Genomic DNA, 16,427 nt, shown 5'->3' with positions numbered 1-16,427 from the left:
GCTCAGCCGGCTTCGCCCGGGGTAATGGTTTTCAGCGCCAGCGCGTGGATCGCGCCGCCCATCAGTTCGCCCAGCGTGGCATAGACCATGCGGTGGCGGGCCAGCGGCAGCTTGCCGGCGAAGGCCTCGCAGACCACGGTGGCCTCGAAGTGCACGCCGTCCTCGCCCCACACCTCGGCGCGGGCGCCGGGCAGGCCGGCTTCGATCAGGTTCTGGATGGTCTCGGCGTCCAAGGCGCTTTCCTAATAAAATGGACGTCCATTCTACCCTTCGAGCGGCGCCCGCATGGTTGCTTCCCCTGTTTCCCCGGACACGCTGGACGATGCCGAGCTGGCCACCAGCGGCCGCCGCGTGTTCGAGATCGAGCGCGCCGAGCTGGAACGGGTCGGCAACCGCATCGGTGCCGAATTCACCGCTGCCTGCCGGCTGGTGCTGGGCTCGCGCGGGCGCGTGGTCGCCACCGGCATGGGCAAGTCCGGCCATATAGCGCGCAAGATCGCCGCCACCCTGGCCTCCACCGGCACCCCGGCGTTCTACGTGCACCCGGGCGAGGCCGGCCACGGCGACCTGGGCATGATCACCGAGGACGACGTGGTGCTGGCGCTGTCCTATTCCGGCGAGTCGGACGAGGTGCTGATGCTGCTGCCGGTGCTCAAGCGCCAGGGCAATCCGCTGATCGCGATGACCGGCAAGCCGCAGTCCAGCCTGGCCCGCGCCGCCGACGTGCACCTGGACGTGAATGTGGACCACGAGGCCTGCCCGCTGGCGCTGGCCCCGACCTCCAGCACCACCGCCTCGCTGGCGATGGGCGACGCGCTGGCGGTGGCGCTGTTGGACGCGCGCGGCTTCACCGCCGACGACTTCGCCCGCTCGCACCCGGCCGGCAGCCTCGGCCGCCGCCTGCTGCTGCACATCACCGACGTGATGCACAGCGGCGACGACCTGCCGCGCGTGCGCGAGGACGCCAGCCTCAGCACCGCCCTGATGGAAATGAGCCGCAAGCGCCTGGGCATGACCGCCGTGGTCGATGCCGGGGACAGGCTGGTCGGCCTGTTCACCGACGGCGACCTGCGCCGCGCGTTGGACACCGACATTGACGTGCGCAGCGCCGGCATCGCCGAAGTGATGACCCGCAACCCGCGCACCATCGGCGCCGACCAGTTGGCGGTGGAAGCCGCGCGGCTGCTGGAAAAACACCAGATCAACGGCCTGATCGTGGTCGATGGCGACGGCCGCGCGGTCGGCGCCCTGAACATTCATGACTTGTTGCGGGCAAAAGTGGTTTAAAAGCCCGCACACTGACGCCCTTGACGCAATGGATCGCCCACTGATGCCCTGGTCTCCCCTCGCCCACTTTCCCGCCGAACTGCATGCCGTCGCCGGCGGTATCCGGCTGGCCTGCTTCGACGTGGACGGGACCCTGACCGACGGCCGCCTGTACTACGACCATGCAGGCAACGAGAGCAAGGCGTTCTACGTGCAGGACGGGCTGGGCCTGAAGCTGCTGCAGAAGCACGGCATCCACCCGGTGCTGATCACCGCGCGCAACAGCCTGTCGGCGCAGCGGCGCGGCGCCGACCTCGGCATCGATACCCAGATCGCCGTGGGCGACAAGCTGGCCAGCGTGCGCGCCCTGTGCGCACAGCATGGCATCGGGCTGGAACAGGTGGCCTTCATGGGCGATGACCTGCCGGACTTCGCCCCGCTGTGCGCGGTCGGGCTGGCGGTGGCGCCGGCCAACGCCCACCCGCTGGTCGCCGAACGCGTGCACTGGCGGACCCGCGCCGAAGGCGGCCGCGGCGCCGCGCGCGAGCTGTGCGACGTGCTGCTGGCCGCGCAGGGCAAGCTCGACGCGGCCGTGGCGGGGTTCGCCCGATGAACTGGCGCATCGTGCTCGGCTTCGGCCTGCTGCTGGCCGCGCTGGCCAGCGGCTGGTCGGCATGGCGCCACCGCGCCGCCGCCACGCCGGCCAGCGTCGTCGAAAGCCGCACCGACTTCGTGCTGGGCGATTTCGAGATCGTCGCGCTGGGCAAGGACGGCAAGGAGTCGACCACCCTGCGCGCGCCGGCGATGGAGCGCAACCGCGCCGACCAGACCTCGACCATCACCCGGCCGCTGTTCCTGATGCCCGACGCCGAGGGCCAGCACTGGCAACTGCGCGCCGATACCGGCTGGGTCAGCGCCAAGGGCGAGCAGCTGCGCCTGCGCGGCAACGTCGCCGGCGACAGCCCGCGGGACGGCAAGACCCCACCCACCACCTTCCGTACCAGCAGGCTGGACGTGTTCCCCGAACGCGACCTGGCCCGCACCAGCGCGCGCGTGACCATGACCCGCCCCGGCCTGCAGCAAACCGGCACCGGCTTTCGGGCCAACCTGAAAACCCGGCAGTATTCCCTCCTTTCCCAGGTCAAGACCCGCTATGAACCCAATGTTGCCCGCCAAGCTCGCTAAGCTCGCGCTGTTCGCCGCCCTGCTTGCTCCCGCGCTGGCGTGGGGCAAGGCCTCGGACCGCAACCAGCCGATGACCATCGATTCGACCAACAGCGACTGCAACTTCTCCGATGACGGCCGCTGCCGTTTCAGCGGCAACGTGGTCATCGTCCAGGGCACGATGGAAATCCACGCCGACACTGCCGACGTGATCCAGAAGAACGGCGAAACCGAGCGGGTGCTTCTGACCGGCAAGCAGGCCACGCTCAAGCAGCAGATGGACGACGGCACCTGGATGAACGCCCGCGCCGACAGCCTCGACTACAACGTCAACAGCGAGGTGATCGTGCTCACCGGCAACTACAACGTCGAGTCCGAGCGCGGCTCCAACAGCGGCCAGCGCATGGTCTACAACACCCGCAGCGGCGACATGCAGAGCGGCGGCGACGGCACCCGCGTGCGCACCGTGATCCAGCCCAAGAACAAGGCCCCGGCCACGCAGGGAGACAAGAAGTAATGCTCGTCGCCGAAGGCCTGCGCAAGCGCTACAAGAACCGCGAGGTGGTCAATAGCTTCGGCCTGACCCTCGATGCCGGCGAGGTGGTCGGCCTGCTCGGCCCCAACGGTGCCGGCAAGACCACCTGCTTCTACATGATCGTCGGGCTGGTCGAGAGTGACGCCGGCCGCATCGTGCTGGATGGCCGCGACATCACCAGTGAGCCGATGTACGCCCGCGCCAAACTCGGCGTCGGCTACCTGCCGCAGGAGCCGTCGGTATTCCGCAAGCTCAGCGTGGCCGACAACATCCGCCTGGTGCTGGAACTGCGCGAGGACCTCGACGCGGACGGCCGCGAACGCGAACTGTCGGCATTGCTGGACGAACTGCAGATCGGCCACGTCGCCGAACAGGCCGGCGCCAGCCTGTCCGGCGGCGAGCGCCGCCGCTGCGAGATCGCCCGCGCACTGGCCGCACGACCACGGCTGATCCTGCTCGACGAACCGTTCGCCGGCGTCGACCCCATTTCGGTCGGCGAGATCCAGCGCATCGTCACCCACCTCAAGCAGCGCGGCATCGGCGTGCTGATCACCGACCACAACGTCCGCGAGACCTTGGGAATCTGCGACCGCGCGTATATCCTCGCCGAAGGCAGCGTGCTGGCGCAGGGGGCACCGGAAGAACTGCTGAACAACACCGACGTTCGCCGCGTCTACCTCGGAGACAGCTTCACCCTTTGAGCCGCGGCGGGCCCCACGTCACCTGCCGGGAAACGGGATGAAGGCACGGCTGCAGACATCGCTGGGACAGAGCCTGGTCATGACGCCCCAGCTGCGCCAGGCCATCCGCCTGTTGCAGATGTCCAGTACCGAGCTTGAGCAGGAACTGGCCGAAGCGGTGGAAAGCAACCCGCTGCTGGAATGGGACGACGATGCCGGCGGCGGCGAAACCGCCACCGATGGCGTCGAAGCCCCCGCCCCCGATCCAGCCGACGACGGCGATGCGCAGGCCGAGTCGCCCCCCGCCGACGCCGACTGGAGCGGCGGCCACGGCGGCTCGTTCGACGATGACGACGACGGCAGCGCCGCCGAGCGCGTCGCCGAGGCCGACACCCTCGCCGACCATCTGCTGTGGCAGCTGCACCTGTCCCACCTCGGCGCACGCGACCTCGCCATCGGCATGCTGCTGGTCAATGCGCTGGACGAGGACGGCTACCTGCGCGAACCGCTGGCCGCCATCGCCGAAACCCTGCGCCCGGACATCGTCGCCGACGAGGACGAGATCTTCGCGGTGCTGCGCCGCATCCAGCAGTTCGACCCCGTCGGCGTCGGCGCGCGCACGCTGGGCGAATGCCTGGACCTGCAGCTGGCGGCCCTGCCCGCCACCACGCCCGCTCTGGCACTGGCCCGGCGGATCGCCACCGGCCCGCTGCTGGAACGCCTGCCACGCGCGGGCATCGCCGGCATCGCCAGCGAACTGAAGCAACCGCAGCAGGCCGTCGAACAGGCCGTGCAACTGCTGCGCTCGCTGGACCCGCGCCCCGGCGCGCAGCTGGGCGAACCGGCCGCCGACACCTACGTCGTCCCCGACTGCGTGGTCTGGCGCCAGCGCGGCATCTGGAAGGCGGCGCTGGCCAGCCACGCCGGCCCGAAGGTGGTGATCCACCGCGGCTACGAGCAGTTGATCCGCCGCTGCGGCGAGGCCGACGCCAGCTACCTGCGCACGCAGCTGCAGGAGGCGCGCTGGCTGCTCAAGGGCCTGCAGGCGCGCGGCGAAACCTTGTTGCGGGTGGTGGGCAGCCTGCTGCACCACCAGGCCGGCTTCCTGGAATTCGGCGAACAGGCGCTGCGGCCGCTGACCCTGCGCGAGATCGCCGCCGAGCTGGACCTGCACGAATCCACCATTTCCCGCGCCATCGCCCGCAAGTACGTGCGCACCCCGCGCGGCACCCTGCCGCTGCGCGCGTTCTTCGCCTCCGGCATCGACACCGATGGCGGCGGCGAGGCCTCCAGCACCGCGATCCAATCGATGATACGGCGCCTGATCGACGCCGAAAACCCGCGCAAACCGCTGTCTGACGCCAAGCTGGCCGACCTGCTCAAGAGCAGCGGAATACCGGTGGCGCGGCGCACCGTGGCGAAGTATCGTGAAGCCATGAACATCTCCGCCTCCCACGAACGCGTCCGCATCGCCTGAGGCGTGCGCAGGGGGCGGCAGCGGTTCATATCGCAAACCCGAACCACAGGAGGCACCCGATGCGTATCGAGACGTTTGGCAAGGACGTGGAAGTCACCCCGGCCCTGAAGGAATACGTGGAAACCAAGCTGCAGCGGCTGGGCAAGCACTTCGACCAGCACTGCGAAGTCCGGGTCACCCTGTCACTGCAGAAGAACGAACACCACGTCGACGCCAGCGCCAACCTCCCCGGCCAGACCCTGCACGCCGAAGCCGGCGGCCAGACCATGTACGCGGCCATCGACGTGCTGGCCGACAAGCTCGACCGGCTGGTCATCAAGTACAAGGAGAAGCACCTGCCCCACGCTTCGCACGCACTGCGCGACAATGGCTGACACCAGCCACCGCCAGTCCCCTCCATGCCCTTGAACGACCTGATGGCGGCCGTGAGTACCCGGGTACTCGCGGCCGCCGACCGTGACAGCGCCCTGCGTGCCGCCGCCGGCATGCTCGCCTGCCGCGAAGCCGCCGAAGACGCCCTGTTCCACAGCCTGCGCGAGCGCGAAAGCGTCGGCAGCACCGCCATCGGCCACGGCATCGCCATCCCGCACGGGCGCTCGTCGACGCTGCAACGCCCCCGCGGCGTGCTGCTGCGGCTGCAACGGCCAGTGGATTTCGGCGGCAGCGAACCGGTGGACCTGGTGTTCGCGATGGCCGTGCCCGAGCATTACACCCACCAGCACCTGATGCTGCTGTCGGAGCTGGCGGAAATCTTTTCCGACGCCCACGTCCGCGACGCCCTGCGCGCGGCCGCCGACGGCGATGCATTGAAACGGATCCTCGACCACCCGCCCCGGACCCCCGCGCCATGAACACCCGCATCACCGCCCGCGAACTGTTCGACCAGCAGCGCGAGAAGCTGGAACTGCGCTGGATCGCGGGCCAGGCCGGCGGCGAACGCGAGCTGGATGCCGGCGACACCGTGGCGCGGCGCCCGTCGCTGGCCGGCTACCTCAACACCATCTACCCGAACAAGGTGCAGATCCTCGGCACCGAGGAACTGAGCTGGCTGGACTCGCTGGATTCGCGCCAGCGCTGGGAAGTGATCGAACGCATCATCCACGCCCGCCCGCTGGCGCTGGTGGTCACCAAGAACCACGGCTGCCCGGAGGACCTGCGCGCGGCCGCCGACGAATCGCAGACCCCGCTGTGGGGCTCGCCGCGGCGCGGCCACGAACTGCTGAACCACATCTCCTACCACCTGGCCCGCACGCTGGCGCCGCGCATCATCCTGCATGGCGTGTTCATGGAGATCTATTCCATCGGCGTGCTGATCACCGGCGAGGCCGGCTCGGGCAAGAGCGAACTGGCGCTGGAACTGCTCAGCCGCGGGCACCGGCTGGTCGCCGACGACGCCCCGGAATTTACCCAGATCGCCCCGGACGTGCTCGACGGCACCTGCCCGGAGCTGCTGCAGGACCTGCTGGAAGTGCGCGGCCTGGGCGTGCTCAACGTGCGCCAGATGTTCGGTGACACGGCTGTAAAGAAGAACAAGTACCTTCGGCTCATCGTCCACCTGACCAAGCCGATGACCGAGCCCGGCACCTATGGCTACGAACGCCTGACCGGCGACTCCGGCAAGCGCCATGTGCTCGACCTGGACGTGCCGCTGATCACCCTGCCGGTGATGCCCGGCCGCAACCTGGCGGTGCTCACCGAGGCGGCCACCCGCCTGCACATCCTGCGCACCAAGGGCATCGACCCGGCGGCGATGTTCATCGCCCGCCACAGCAACCTGCTGGAGCAGCGCACCCCATGAACGCGCAGCCGCACCCGCTGCTGGTCATCGTCAGCGGCCTGTCCGGCTCGGGCAAGTCGGTGGCGCTGAAGACCTTCGAGGACCTGGACTACTACTGCTCGGACAACATCCCGGTGAACCTGCTGCCGGAGTTCGTGCGCGGGGTGCTCGGCGAACCCGGCAAGGAAAGCCCGCGGCGCATCGCGCTGGGCATCGACGTGCGCGGGCGCAGCGACCTGAGCCAGCTCGGGCAGTGGCGCCAGACCGCCAGCAACCACGACATCGACGCCACCCTGCTGTTCTTCGAGGCCGACGACGACACCCTGCTGGCCCGCTACGCCGACACCCGCCGCCGGCACCCGCTCAGCCACCTCGGCCTGTCGCTGCCCGAGGCCATTACCCGCGAGCGCGAACTGACCGCGCCGCTGCGCCGCGAAGCCGACGCCATCATCGACACCAGCCGGCTCAACGTGCACCAGCTGCGCCGCCACATCATCACCGAGCACGCGCTGAGCCACAGCAACAACCTGTCGCTGCTGTTCGAATCCTTCGCCTACAAGCGCGGCGTGCCGGCCGAGGCCGACTTCGTGTTCGACGCGCGCGTGCTGCCCAACCCGCACTGGGACCCGGAGCTGCGCCCGCTGACCGGCCGCGACCGCCAGGTGCGCGAGCACCTCGACGCCCAGCCCGAAGTGGCCCGCTACGTCGCCCAGCTCGAGGACCTGCTCGACACCTGGCTGCCGAAACTGGGCAGCGAGACCCGCAGCTACGTCACCATCGCCTTCGGCTGCACCGGCGGCAAGCACCGCTCGGTGTACCTGGCCGAACGCATGGCCCGGCATGCCCGCGCGCAGGGCTGGCCGGACGTGGCGACGTTCCACCGCGAACAGGAATGACCGGGCCGGGGTGAGCGCGGGAACGGGAAGCGGGAACGGCACCGCGAAAGACCGGCGCACGCCCTTGTTTCCCTCCTCCCGACGCCTTACTTCTGCCTTCCGACCTGCTAACGTTCGACCATGACCTGCGGCATTCTCCTCGTGACCCATCCCGGCGTCGGCGCTTCCCTGCTGGAAGTGGCCACGCGCCTGCTGCGGCAACTGCCGCTGAAGGCCGAAGCCTTCGAAGTACCGTTCGACGCCGACCTCGACGCACTGCTGCCACAGGCATCGGCGGCACTGCGGCGGGTGGAGGGCGAAGCCGGCGTGCTGCTGCTGACCGACCTGTACGGCGCCAGCCCCAGCAACCTGGCCGCGCGGCTGGCGCGGCTGGGCACGCCGGTGCGGCGGGTGTCGGCACTGAGCCTGCCGATGCTGCTGCGGGTAATGAACTATCCGGAACAGGGACTGGACCAACTGCCCGCCACCGCCGCGGCGGGCGCCCGCAATGGAGCCATCATCGACGATGCTTGAACGCGAACTCACCGTATCCAACCGCCTCGGCCTGCACGCCCGCGCCACCGCCAAGCTGGTGCAGCTGCTGTCCGGCTTCCGCGCCAACGCCACGCTGGTGGCCAAGGGCCGCGAGGTCAACGCCAAGAGCATCATGGGCGTGATGCTGCTGGCCGCCGGCCAGGGCACGCCGGTCACCGTGCGCGTGGACGGCGAGGACGAAGCCGCCGCCCTCGACGCGGTCGCCGCCCTGTTCGAACGCCGCTTCGACGAGGACAGTTGATGGCCGCCGGACCCGCCCGTCCAGCCGGCGTGGCCGCATGAGCGCACTGCGCCTGCAGGGCCACGGCGCCTCGCGCGGCAGCGCGCTGGGGCGCGCGCGGGTACGCCTGCCTCCCACCCAGGACGTCGGGGAAAAGCGCATCGCCGCCAATGCGGTGGATGCCGAGCTGCAGCGCCTGCACCAGGCCATCGAGGCCGCGCGCACCGAGATGCGCGAGCTGCGCCAGCGCCTGCAGGGTGCGCTGCCGGCCGAGGTCGGCGAGTTCCTCGACCTGCACGCCATGCTGCTGGACGATCCCGAACTGCTGTTCGCGCTGGACGAGCTGATCCGCAGCCACCGCTACAGCGCCGCCTATGCCCTGCGCGTGCAGCGCGACAAGTTGGCGCAGGTGTTCGAGGGCATGGAGGATGACTACCTCAAGAGCCGGCTGGACGACCTGGACCACGTCATCGGCCGCATCAACGCCTTCCTGCACAAGCGTCCGGCCAGCGTGAAGGGGCTGGCCGGCGAAATCCTCGTCTGCGAGAACGTGGCGCCTTCCGAACTGGCGCAGCTGCAGGCGCAGGGCGTGGTCGGCATCGTCAGCAGCGCCGGCAGCCCGCTGTCGCACAGCGCCATCCTGGCCCGCAGCCTGCACCTGCCGCTGGTGGTCGCCGCCAGCGGCGTGCTGCACCGGATCAACGACGGCGACGTGCTGATCGTCGACGGCGGCAGCGGCGAGGTGGTGCTGGACCCGGCCGCCGACGACCTGCGCCAGTACCGCCAGCGCCTGCGCGAACTGGCACGCGAGCAGCGCGAGCTGGGCCACCTGCGCTCCAAGCCCAGCCGCACCCTCGACGGCGCGGACATCACCCTGCTGGCCAACGCCGAATCGCGCGAGGACGTGGCGCAGGCGCATGCGCTGGGCGCGCACGGGCTGGGCCTGTACCGCACCGAATTCCTGTTCCTGCAGCGCAATGCGCTGCCGGACGAGGAAGAACAGTTCCACAGCTACCGCGACGCGGTGCTGGGCATGAGCGGCCGCCCGGTCACCATCCGCATCCTCGACCTCGGCGCGGACAAGGCCGACCGCACCGGGCTGGCGCTGGGCAGCGAGGAAAACCCCGCGCTCGGCCTGCGCGGCATCCGCCTGCTGCTGGCCCGCCCCAAGGTCGCCGATACCCAGCTGCGCGCCCTGCTGCGCGCCTCCGGCTACGGCCCGGTGCGCATCCTCGTGCCGATGGTCAGCACCCGCGAGGAAGTGCTCGCCATCAAGCGCCGCATCGTCAAGCTCGCCGGCATCCTGCGCGCCGAAGGCCACGCCCTGGCCGAACACGTGCCGGTCGGGGCGATGATCGAGGTCCCTGCCGCGGCGCTGGCGCTGGACAGCTTCATCGACCAGGTGGATTTCCTCTCCATCGGCACCAACGACCTGGTGCAATACCTGCTGGCCGCCGACCGCAACAACGAAGCGGTAAGCGAACTGTATTCGCCGCTGCATCCGGCGCTGCTGCGGCTGCTGGCACAGGTGGTCGAAACCGCGCGCGCGCACGGCGTGCCGCTGTCGGTCTGCGGCGAAATCGCCGGCGATGCGCGCATGACCCCGCTGCTGCTGGCGCTGGGGCTCACCGAACTCAGCCTGCACCCGGCCACGCTGCTGGAAGTGCGCCGTGCCATCCGCGAAAGCAGGCTGGCCGACCTGCGCGCCCTCGCGCCGAAACTGCTGGCGCTGCGCGATCGCCGCGGCATCGAACGCTGGATGATCCAGGCAACCACATAGGCCCCCCCCTGGTGCGCGAGGGGCATTACCGGGGAGGCCACATCACGCACCAAGGTGCGCTCCTGCACCGTGCCCCTGACCCACGGTAGTGCCGGCCGCTGGCCGGCAGCCTCACGATCATTGCCATTGCAGTTGCCGGCCAGCGGCCGGCACCACCGCATCCGCGAGGGTGTGCACTGAAACGTCGCCGCGTGATAATGACGCGCCGAACATCTCCGTCGCCGCATCCTGCACCGGACCGCGTCCTTTCCCCTTCCCCCTCCCCGGAGTTCCGATGGCCGAAGCCGTCCGCCACGACAAGACCGCACGCCAGTTGCGCATGCTTTCCGACGCGCTGGACAGCGGTCGGCTCGGGCCGGTGCGGCGGCTGGTCAACACGCTGGCGCCGGCCGAGATCGGCAACCTGCTCGAATCGCTGCCGCCGGGCAAGCGCGAGGTGGTGTGGGGGCTGGTCGATCCCGAGGACGACGGCGAGGTGCTGGTCCACGTCGGCGACGAGGTGCGCGAGAGCCTGCTGGCCGACATGGACCCGGACGAGATCATCGCCGCGGTCGAGGACCTGGACATCGACGACCTCGCCGACCTGGTCGAGGACCTGCCCGACACCGTCATCGACGAAGTGCTCAAGTCGATGGACCGCGAGAACCGCGAGCGGCTGGAGCAGGTGCTGTCCTACCCCGAGGACAGCGCCGGGCGCCTGATGAACCCGGACGTGGTCACCGTGCGCGCCGACGTCAACATCGACGTGGTGCTGCGCTACCTGCGCCTGCGCGGCGAACTGCCCGACCACACCGACCATCTTTACGTGGTCAACCGCCGCCACCAGCTGATCGGCTGGGTCGCATTGCAGGACCTGATCACGCACGACCCCGGCACGCCGATCAACAAGCTGATCGACGACGAACTCGAATCGCTGCACGTCGATGCCTCGGCCCAGCAGGTCGCGCGCCAGTTCTCCGACAACGACTGGGTTTCGGCCCCGGTGGTGGACGACGGCAACGTGCTGCTGGGCCGCATCACCGTCGACGACGTGATCGACATCATCCGCGAGCAGGCCGAGCACCAGGCATTGGGCGCCGCCGGCCTGGACGAGGAAGAGGACCTGTTCTCGCCGATCAAGCGCGCCGTGCGCGGCCGCGTGGTGTGGCTGGGCATCAACCTGTGCACCGCCTTCCTGGCCGCCAGCGTGATCGGCCAGTTCGAGGTCACGCTGGAGAAGGTCGTGGCGCTGGCGGTGCTGATGCCGATCGTCGCCGGCGTCGGCGGCAACGCCGCGGTGCAGGTGCTGACGCTGATGGTGCGCGGCCTTGCGCTGGGCCAGGTGGGCGCGAGCAATGCCCGCATCCTGCTGTGGAAGGAGATGCGGGTCGCGCTGATCAACGGCACCCTGATCGGCGCACTGGTCGGCGTGGTCGCCTTCCTCTGGTTCCACAGCCTGCTGCTGTCCCTGGTCATCGCCCTGGCACTGGTCATCAACTTCTGCGCCGCCGCCCTGTCCGGCGTACTGCTGCCGCTGATGCTCAAGCGCATGAACGTCGACCCGGCCGTCGCCGGCACCGTGGTGGTCACCGCGGTCACCGACGTGATGGGCTTCTTCGCCTTCCTCGGCCTGGCCACGATGATCCTGCTGCACTGATAAAAGCAAAGCCGGAACCCCGCGAAGGGCTCCGGCTCCATGCACCGGCTTGCGGCGATCAGAAACTGGCGCGAACGCCCAGCCGGTAGAAGCGCACGTCCTCGTAGAACTCCGCTTCGCCCACCACGCCCCAGGTCGGGGTGAAGCGGTACTGGATGCCGACGTTGCCGACCGCCGAATCGTCGATCAGCAGGTTGTCGTCCACGCGCAGGTAGCCGGCCTTGGCCCACAGCTCCAGGTTGGACACCGGCCTTGCGCGGATACCCAGCATCAGCTTGCCGGCATACAGGTAGTCGCTGCCGCTGAAGTCGTCCTCGGGGTAGTCCCGGTCCTTGTAATCCAGCTTGCCGCCCAACCGCAGCAGCGACAGCTCGCTGGTGAAATCCACGCGTCGGGAAAGCGAAACACTCGCACCCAGACCGAACTCTGCCTGGTCGATGGTGACCTTGGCGTGTTCGGCATCCACGCTCCAGCTTTTCGCCACGCGGTCGTAGCCGCCGAACAGGTAGAGATCGTCGGTGATGGCCAGCGAGCCGCGCAGGTAACCGCCATTGCCACTCTCGCTGACGTCGTACATGTCCACGTCCACGCGAGCGGCGCCAGCCTCGATGTAGGTGTAGCCCGGCCCTTCGATCTTTTCCCGCCGGACGGCAGGCACATACGGCTGGTACGGCTGCTGCACTGCCGGTTGCGCGGAGCCATCCTGCGCGACGGACGTGGCCTCGCTTGCCTGCGCCGCCTTCTGTCGCTCCCACCACGGCGAACGCTGCGCGTGGGCGTCCTGTACCCAAGCCATCGCCGCGAGCACCACCGCGCCCGCGCAAACGGCCCTGATTTCCATCTTCATGCGTTTGTCCCCTTGTGAATTGATGCCCCTTGAACCGGCAGTGCCCCGGCCATGACCGGCGTGGCCTGCATTCAAGTATAGGGATTCAAACGCAGTAGATTGATACGCTGTAGATCGTCAAGCGGTAGTCGCTGACTCTGGCCGGCATGGTCAAGACCGCGCCCCCGCCTGCCTGCACCGCCCGGCAGCGCATTTCCCGCAACATCAGGGCCTTGCGAAACGAACGCGGCCTGAGCCAGGAACAACTGGCGGAGCTGGCCGACTTCCACCGCACCTACGTGTCGCAACTGGAGCGCTGCGTGACCAACATCAGCATCGATGGATTGGACCGGCTGGCCACTGCGCTGGAAGTGGATATCGTCGATCTGTTGCGCGATGACGCTCCGGCGACCTGACATGACCACCACCGTCACCGACTACTACCAGCCCGGCTGGCGCGGCCAGCGCCACGCCTGCCCCGCCTGCGACTGGCAGGGCGACTCCCGGCAGATGGAAATGGAACTGCACGACGAGCAGAGCGAGTACGCCTGCCCGCAATGCGAATTCCCGTTGCTGGTGGTGTTGCACCCGGACCTCGCCCGGGTGCAGGCGGCGGCCGCGGCCGGCAATGCCGAGGCGCAGGAGCAGTTGGCGATATTGGCCAGCGCCCCGCCTCCGCATTGATGCCATGCAGGCTGCCGGTACCGCGGCAGCCCGCTAGGATGTCGGTGGCCCCGAACCGGAATCCGTCATGGCACTCCCGTTGCTTCGCCCGCTCACCCGCCTTGCCCTCGCGCTTGCCCTGCCGGCCCTCGTGGCCGCCTGTGCTTCGCTGCCCGACGCCGGCCAAGGCCGCTTCGTTGCCCGCAGCATCGAGCTGGAAGGCACGCGCATGCCCTATCAGGTGTTCGTCCCCGCCGCATCCGCGCGCAGGTCCGGCCCCTTGCCGGTGGTGCTGTTCCTGCATGGCTCGGGCGAACGCGGGCGCGACGGCGTCAAGCAGACCGAGGCGGGGCTTGGCCCCTACCTGCGCACCCATGCCGCCGATTTCCCCGCGCTGGCGGTGCTGCCGCAGGCACCGGAGGGCGAAGAATGGAGCGACCGCAACAACCGGCTGGCACTGGCCGCGCTCGACGCGGCAATCGCCGAGTTCGCCGCCGACCCTGCGCGCCAATACCTGACCGGCATGTCGATGGGCGGCTACGGCAGCTGGAACATCGCCTTGGCCGAACCGACGCGCTTCGCCGCCATCGTGCCGATCTGCGGCGGCATCCGCGCCCCGCGCAGCGAACGCCCCGGCCTGATGGTCGAAGCACTGGCGCAGGAAAGCGACCCGTATGCCGCACTGGCCCAGCGCCTGAAGGACGTGCCGATCTGGATTTTCCACGGCGCACTGGACGAGGCGGTGCCGCCGGACGACGACCGCCGCCTGCGCGACGCCTTCCAGGCGGCGAACGCCCGCGACGCGCGCTACACCGAATACCCGCAGGGCGACCACAACGCATGGGATGCCACCTACGCCGATCCGGCGCTGTGGCGATGGCTGTTCGCGCAGGAACGCTGAACCGGGCGGGAGCCGGTGCCGGCCATTGCCGGCACTGCCCCGCCATCCTCAGCCCAGCAGCGTCTCCAGCACCGCCATGCGCACGGCGACGCCGTTGCAGACCTGGCGCAGCACCCACGATTGCGGGCCGTCGGCCACCTCGTCGGTGACTTCCACGCCGCGGTTGATCGGCCCCGGGTGCAGCACCGCCGCGTCCTTGCCGGCACGGGCAAGGCGGGCATTGGTCAAGCCATAGTCCGCGTGGTACTGCTCCAGCGACGGCACCAGCCCTTCCTCCATGCGCTCGCGCTGCAGGCGCAGCATCATCAGTGCGTCCACGCCTTCGAGCATGGCGTCGAAATCCTTGCCGACCACACAACCCTTCAAGGTGTCATCATCCGGCAGCAGCGATTGCGGGCCGCACACGCGGATTTCGCCGGTACCCAGCGTGCGCAGCGCATGCAGGTCGGTGCGGGCCACGCGCGAGTGCTTGACGTCGCCGACGATCAGCACCTTCAGCTTCGAGAAATCCGCGCCTTTGGCCTGGCGCAACGTCAGCATGTCCAGCAGGCCCTGCGTGGGGTGCGCGCTGCGGCCGTCGCCGGCATTGACCAGCGCGGTGCCCTCGCCCGCGGCGGCGGCCAGTTCGGCCACGGCGCCGTCGTCGGGATGGCGCACGACGAAGCCGCGCACGCCCATCGCTTCGAGGTTGCGCAGCGTGTCGGTGGCGGTTTCCCCCTTGCGCGTGGACGAGGTGGAGGCGTCGAAGTTCAGCACGTCCGCGCCCAGCCGCTGCGCGGCCAGCTGGAACGAGCTGCGGGTGCGGGTGGAGGGCTCGAAGAACAGCGTGCACACCGCGGTGCCGGCCAGCACGTTGCGCTTGTTGCCAACCCGCCCTACCGCCGCGTCGCGGATCTGCCCGGCGCGGTCCAGCAGCTGCAGCAGGTGCTCGCGCGGCAGCCCTTCCAGGGTCAGCAGGTGGCGCAGGCGTCCATCGGAATCGAGTTGCGGGGCGGTGGCGGTCATGGCGGGTCTTTCGGTCAGGTGACGGGAATGGCGTCGTGCGGGGCGGACAGCCAGCGTTCGACGATGACCGCGGCGGCCACCGCGTCGAGGCTGGCGGCATCGCGGCGGCGCTTGCGGCCTTCGGCGCGCTCGACGGCGAAGCGGCGCGCGGCCTCCACCGAGCTGGAACGTTCGTCCACCAGCAGCACCGGCACACCGTAGCGCTGCCGCAGCTGGCGGGCGAAGGCGCGGGCGCGCCTGCGGTTGGGCTGGTCGTCGCCTTCGAGCGTGAGCGGGTCGCCGACGATCAGGCCCTGCGGCCGCCACTCCTTGTGCAGGCGGTCCAGCGCGTTCCAGTCGGGGCCGTCGGCACGCACGTCGATCATCGCCAGCGCCCGTGCGCCGACGCCGAAAGCACTGCCGATGGCCACGCCGATGCGGCGCGAGCCGACGTCGAAGCCGAGCACGGTGCTGTCGGTGGACAACGGTGTCTCAGGCATGGCCGCTGTATCCGGCCAGGCGGAACAGGTCGACGCCGATGCGCGATGCCGCCAGCTGCCAGCGCTGCTCCAGCGGGGTGTCGAACAGCACCGCGGCATCGGCCGGCACGGTCAGCCAGCTGTCCTCGGCCAGCTCCTGCTCCAGCTGCCCCGCCCCCCAGCCGGCGCAGCCGAGCGCGACCAGCGCATTACGCGGGCCATCGCCGCGGGCCATCGCCTCGAGGATGTCGCGCGAGGTGGTCAGGTACAGGCTCCGGCCCACCTGCAGGCTCGAATCCCAGCCGCGCTCGTCGTCGTGGATGACGAAGCCGCGCTCGGGATGCACCGGCCCACCGCTGAGCACCGGCAGCGCGGTCAGCTGGCTGTCGTCGGTATCGATTTCCATCTGCGCCAGCACTTCGCCCAGCGTGTATTCGGAGGGCTGGTTGACCACCACGCCCATCGCGCCGTTGTCGTCATGCTGGCAGATCAACGCGACGCCGCGCGCGAAATGCGGGTCGGCCAGCGACGGCAGCGCGATCAGCAGGTGGTTGGCAAGGTTGTCGCAGCGCATGGACATGGCGGCATTCTACCCGCACGAGGTCCCCG

General features: G+C 69.5%; 22 protein-coding genes. 17 read left to right on the top strand and 5 right to left on the bottom strand.

The window, feature by feature from the left end; all coding sequences use genetic code 11:
• Positions 1–2: 2 nt before the first annotated feature.
• On the bottom strand, positions 3–233 hold the full coding sequence (locus tag ABB34_RS00895; RefSeq protein ID WP_057639352.1) for a BolA family protein: 231 nt from the start codon (positions 231–233) through the stop codon (positions 3–5).
• A gap of 52 nt (positions 234–285) precedes the next feature.
• Here ABB34_RS00895 and ABB34_RS00890 point away from each other — a divergent pair, with 52 nt between their 5' ends.
• The 14 genes from ABB34_RS00890 (at position 286) to mgtE (ending at position 11,965) form a co-directional block, all read left to right on the top strand.
• On the top strand, positions 286–1,287 hold the full coding sequence (locus ABB34_RS00890; protein ID WP_057639351.1) for a KpsF/GutQ family sugar-phosphate isomerase: 1,002 nt from the start codon (positions 286–288) through the stop codon (positions 1,285–1,287).
• Between the two features lie 43 nt (positions 1,288–1,330).
• Positions 1,331–1,879 carry a KdsC family phosphatase gene (locus ABB34_RS00885; RefSeq protein WP_057639390.1) on the top strand — a complete coding sequence of 183 codons (549 nt, stop codon included), beginning with the start codon at positions 1,331–1,333 and terminating at the stop codon, positions 1,877–1,879.
• Complete coding sequence (gene lptC / locus ABB34_RS00880) at positions 1,876–2,451, top strand: LPS export ABC transporter periplasmic protein LptC (protein ID WP_057639350.1); 576 nt, start codon at positions 1,876–1,878, stop codon at positions 2,449–2,451. The genes ABB34_RS00885 and lptC overlap by 4 nt, the downstream gene beginning before the upstream one ends.
• Positions 2,420–2,947 (top strand): lipopolysaccharide transport periplasmic protein LptA, encoded by a 528-nt coding sequence (gene lptA / locus ABB34_RS00875; RefSeq protein ID WP_152979457.1) that lies wholly within the window; start codon positions 2,420–2,422, stop codon positions 2,945–2,947. The genes lptC and lptA overlap by 32 nt, the downstream gene beginning before the upstream one ends.
• Positions 2,947–3,666: an LPS export ABC transporter ATP-binding protein gene (lptB, locus tag ABB34_RS00870; protein ID WP_057639348.1), complete on the top strand. Its 720-nt coding sequence runs from the start codon at positions 2,947–2,949 to the stop codon at positions 3,664–3,666. The genes lptA and lptB overlap by 1 nt, the downstream gene beginning before the upstream one ends.
• 37 nt (positions 3,667–3,703) lie before the next feature.
• Positions 3,704–5,122, top strand: a complete 1,419-nt coding sequence (locus ABB34_RS00865; RefSeq protein WP_057639347.1) for an RNA polymerase factor sigma-54 — start codon at positions 3,704–3,706, stop codon at positions 5,120–5,122.
• 59 nt (positions 5,123–5,181) lie between these two features.
• Positions 5,182–5,496, top strand: a complete 315-nt coding sequence (gene hpf, locus ABB34_RS00860) for a ribosome hibernation-promoting factor, HPF/YfiA family (protein WP_057639346.1) — start codon at positions 5,182–5,184, stop codon at positions 5,494–5,496.
• A gap of 24 nt (positions 5,497–5,520) precedes the next feature.
• Positions 5,521–5,973, top strand: coding sequence for a PTS sugar transporter subunit IIA (locus tag ABB34_RS00855; RefSeq protein WP_057639345.1), 453 nt, complete (start codon positions 5,521–5,523; stop codon positions 5,971–5,973).
• Positions 5,970–6,920, top strand: a complete 951-nt coding sequence (gene hprK, locus ABB34_RS00850) for an HPr(Ser) kinase/phosphatase (protein ID WP_057639344.1) — start codon at positions 5,970–5,972, stop codon at positions 6,918–6,920. Before ABB34_RS00855 ends, hprK begins: the two co-directional genes overlap by 4 nt.
• A complete protein-coding gene (rapZ, locus tag ABB34_RS00845) occupies positions 6,917–7,795 on the top strand; it encodes an RNase adapter RapZ (protein WP_057639343.1) in 879 nt (292 codons plus the stop codon). The genes hprK and rapZ overlap by 4 nt, the downstream gene beginning before the upstream one ends.
• A 120-nt stretch (positions 7,796–7,915) precedes the next feature.
• Complete coding sequence (locus tag ABB34_RS00840) at positions 7,916–8,308, top strand: PTS sugar transporter subunit IIA (protein WP_057639342.1); 393 nt, start codon at positions 7,916–7,918, stop codon at positions 8,306–8,308.
• Entirely contained in the window at positions 8,301–8,570 is a 270-nt protein-coding gene (locus ABB34_RS00835) for an HPr family phosphocarrier protein (protein ID WP_057639341.1), read from the top strand. Before ABB34_RS00840 ends, ABB34_RS00835 begins: the two co-directional genes overlap by 8 nt.
• Before the next feature lie 37 nt (positions 8,571–8,607).
• Positions 8,608–10,329: a phosphoenolpyruvate--protein phosphotransferase gene (gene ptsP, locus ABB34_RS00830; RefSeq protein ID WP_057639340.1), complete on the top strand. Its 1,722-nt coding sequence runs from the start codon at positions 8,608–8,610 to the stop codon at positions 10,327–10,329.
• A 274-nt stretch (positions 10,330–10,603) separates the two neighbouring features.
• Positions 10,604–11,965, top strand: a complete 1,362-nt coding sequence (mgtE, locus tag ABB34_RS00825; protein WP_057639339.1) for a magnesium transporter — start codon at positions 10,604–10,606, stop codon at positions 11,963–11,965.
• A 58-nt stretch (positions 11,966–12,023) separates the two neighbouring features.
• On the opposite strand, the gene ABB34_RS00820 is transcribed toward mgtE, so the two are convergent.
• A complete protein-coding gene (locus ABB34_RS00820) occupies positions 12,024–12,812 on the bottom strand; it encodes a hypothetical protein (protein ID WP_057639338.1) in 789 nt (262 codons plus the stop codon).
• A gap of 146 nt (positions 12,813–12,958) precedes the next feature.
• Here ABB34_RS00820 and ABB34_RS00815 point away from each other — a divergent pair, with 146 nt between their 5' ends.
• The 3 genes from ABB34_RS00815 (at position 12,959) to ABB34_RS00805 (ending at position 14,355) form a co-directional block, all read left to right on the top strand.
• Positions 12,959–13,207 carry a helix-turn-helix domain-containing protein gene (locus ABB34_RS00815; RefSeq protein ID WP_057639337.1) on the top strand — a complete coding sequence of 83 codons (249 nt, stop codon included), beginning with the start codon at positions 12,959–12,961 and terminating at the stop codon, positions 13,205–13,207.
• Between the two features lies 1 nt (position 13,208).
• The gene (locus ABB34_RS00810) at positions 13,209–13,475 is read left to right on the top strand and encodes a hypothetical protein (protein ID WP_057639336.1); all 267 of its coding nucleotides are present in this window, start codon (positions 13,209–13,211) and stop codon (positions 13,473–13,475) included.
• 79 nt (positions 13,476–13,554) lie between these two features.
• Positions 13,555–14,355 carry a carboxylesterase family protein gene (locus tag ABB34_RS00805; protein ID WP_057639389.1) on the top strand — a complete coding sequence of 267 codons (801 nt, stop codon included), beginning with the start codon at positions 13,555–13,557 and terminating at the stop codon, positions 14,353–14,355.
• Between the two features lie 48 nt (positions 14,356–14,403).
• Here ABB34_RS00805 and ABB34_RS00800 read toward each other — a convergent pair whose 3' ends face one another.
• From ABB34_RS00800 to ABB34_RS00790, 3 genes are read right to left on the bottom strand one after another with little or no spacing between them, the layout of a single operon-like run.
• Positions 14,404–15,360: an aspartate carbamoyltransferase catalytic subunit gene (locus ABB34_RS00800; RefSeq protein WP_057639335.1), complete on the bottom strand. Its 957-nt coding sequence runs from the start codon at positions 15,358–15,360 to the stop codon at positions 14,404–14,406.
• Positions 15,361–15,374: 14 nt separating this feature from the next.
• Positions 15,375–15,839 carry a Holliday junction resolvase RuvX gene (gene ruvX, locus ABB34_RS00795; protein WP_057639334.1) on the bottom strand — a complete coding sequence of 155 codons (465 nt, stop codon included), beginning with the start codon at positions 15,837–15,839 and terminating at the stop codon, positions 15,375–15,377.
• Entirely contained in the window at positions 15,832–16,398 is a 567-nt protein-coding gene (locus ABB34_RS00790; RefSeq protein ID WP_057639333.1) for a YqgE/AlgH family protein, read from the bottom strand. Before ABB34_RS00790 ends, ruvX begins: the two co-directional genes overlap by 8 nt.
• Positions 16,399–16,427 lie beyond the last annotated feature (29 nt).

The sequence above is a fragment of the Stenotrophomonas daejeonensis genome (assembly GCF_001431505.1).
In the GTDB taxonomy this organism is placed as follows: Bacteria; Pseudomonadota; Gammaproteobacteria; order Xanthomonadales; family Xanthomonadaceae; genus Stenotrophomonas; species Stenotrophomonas daejeonensis.
The sequence above is the reverse complement of the archived record's forward strand: the minus strand, read 5'-3'. Positions and strand labels throughout refer to the sequence as shown.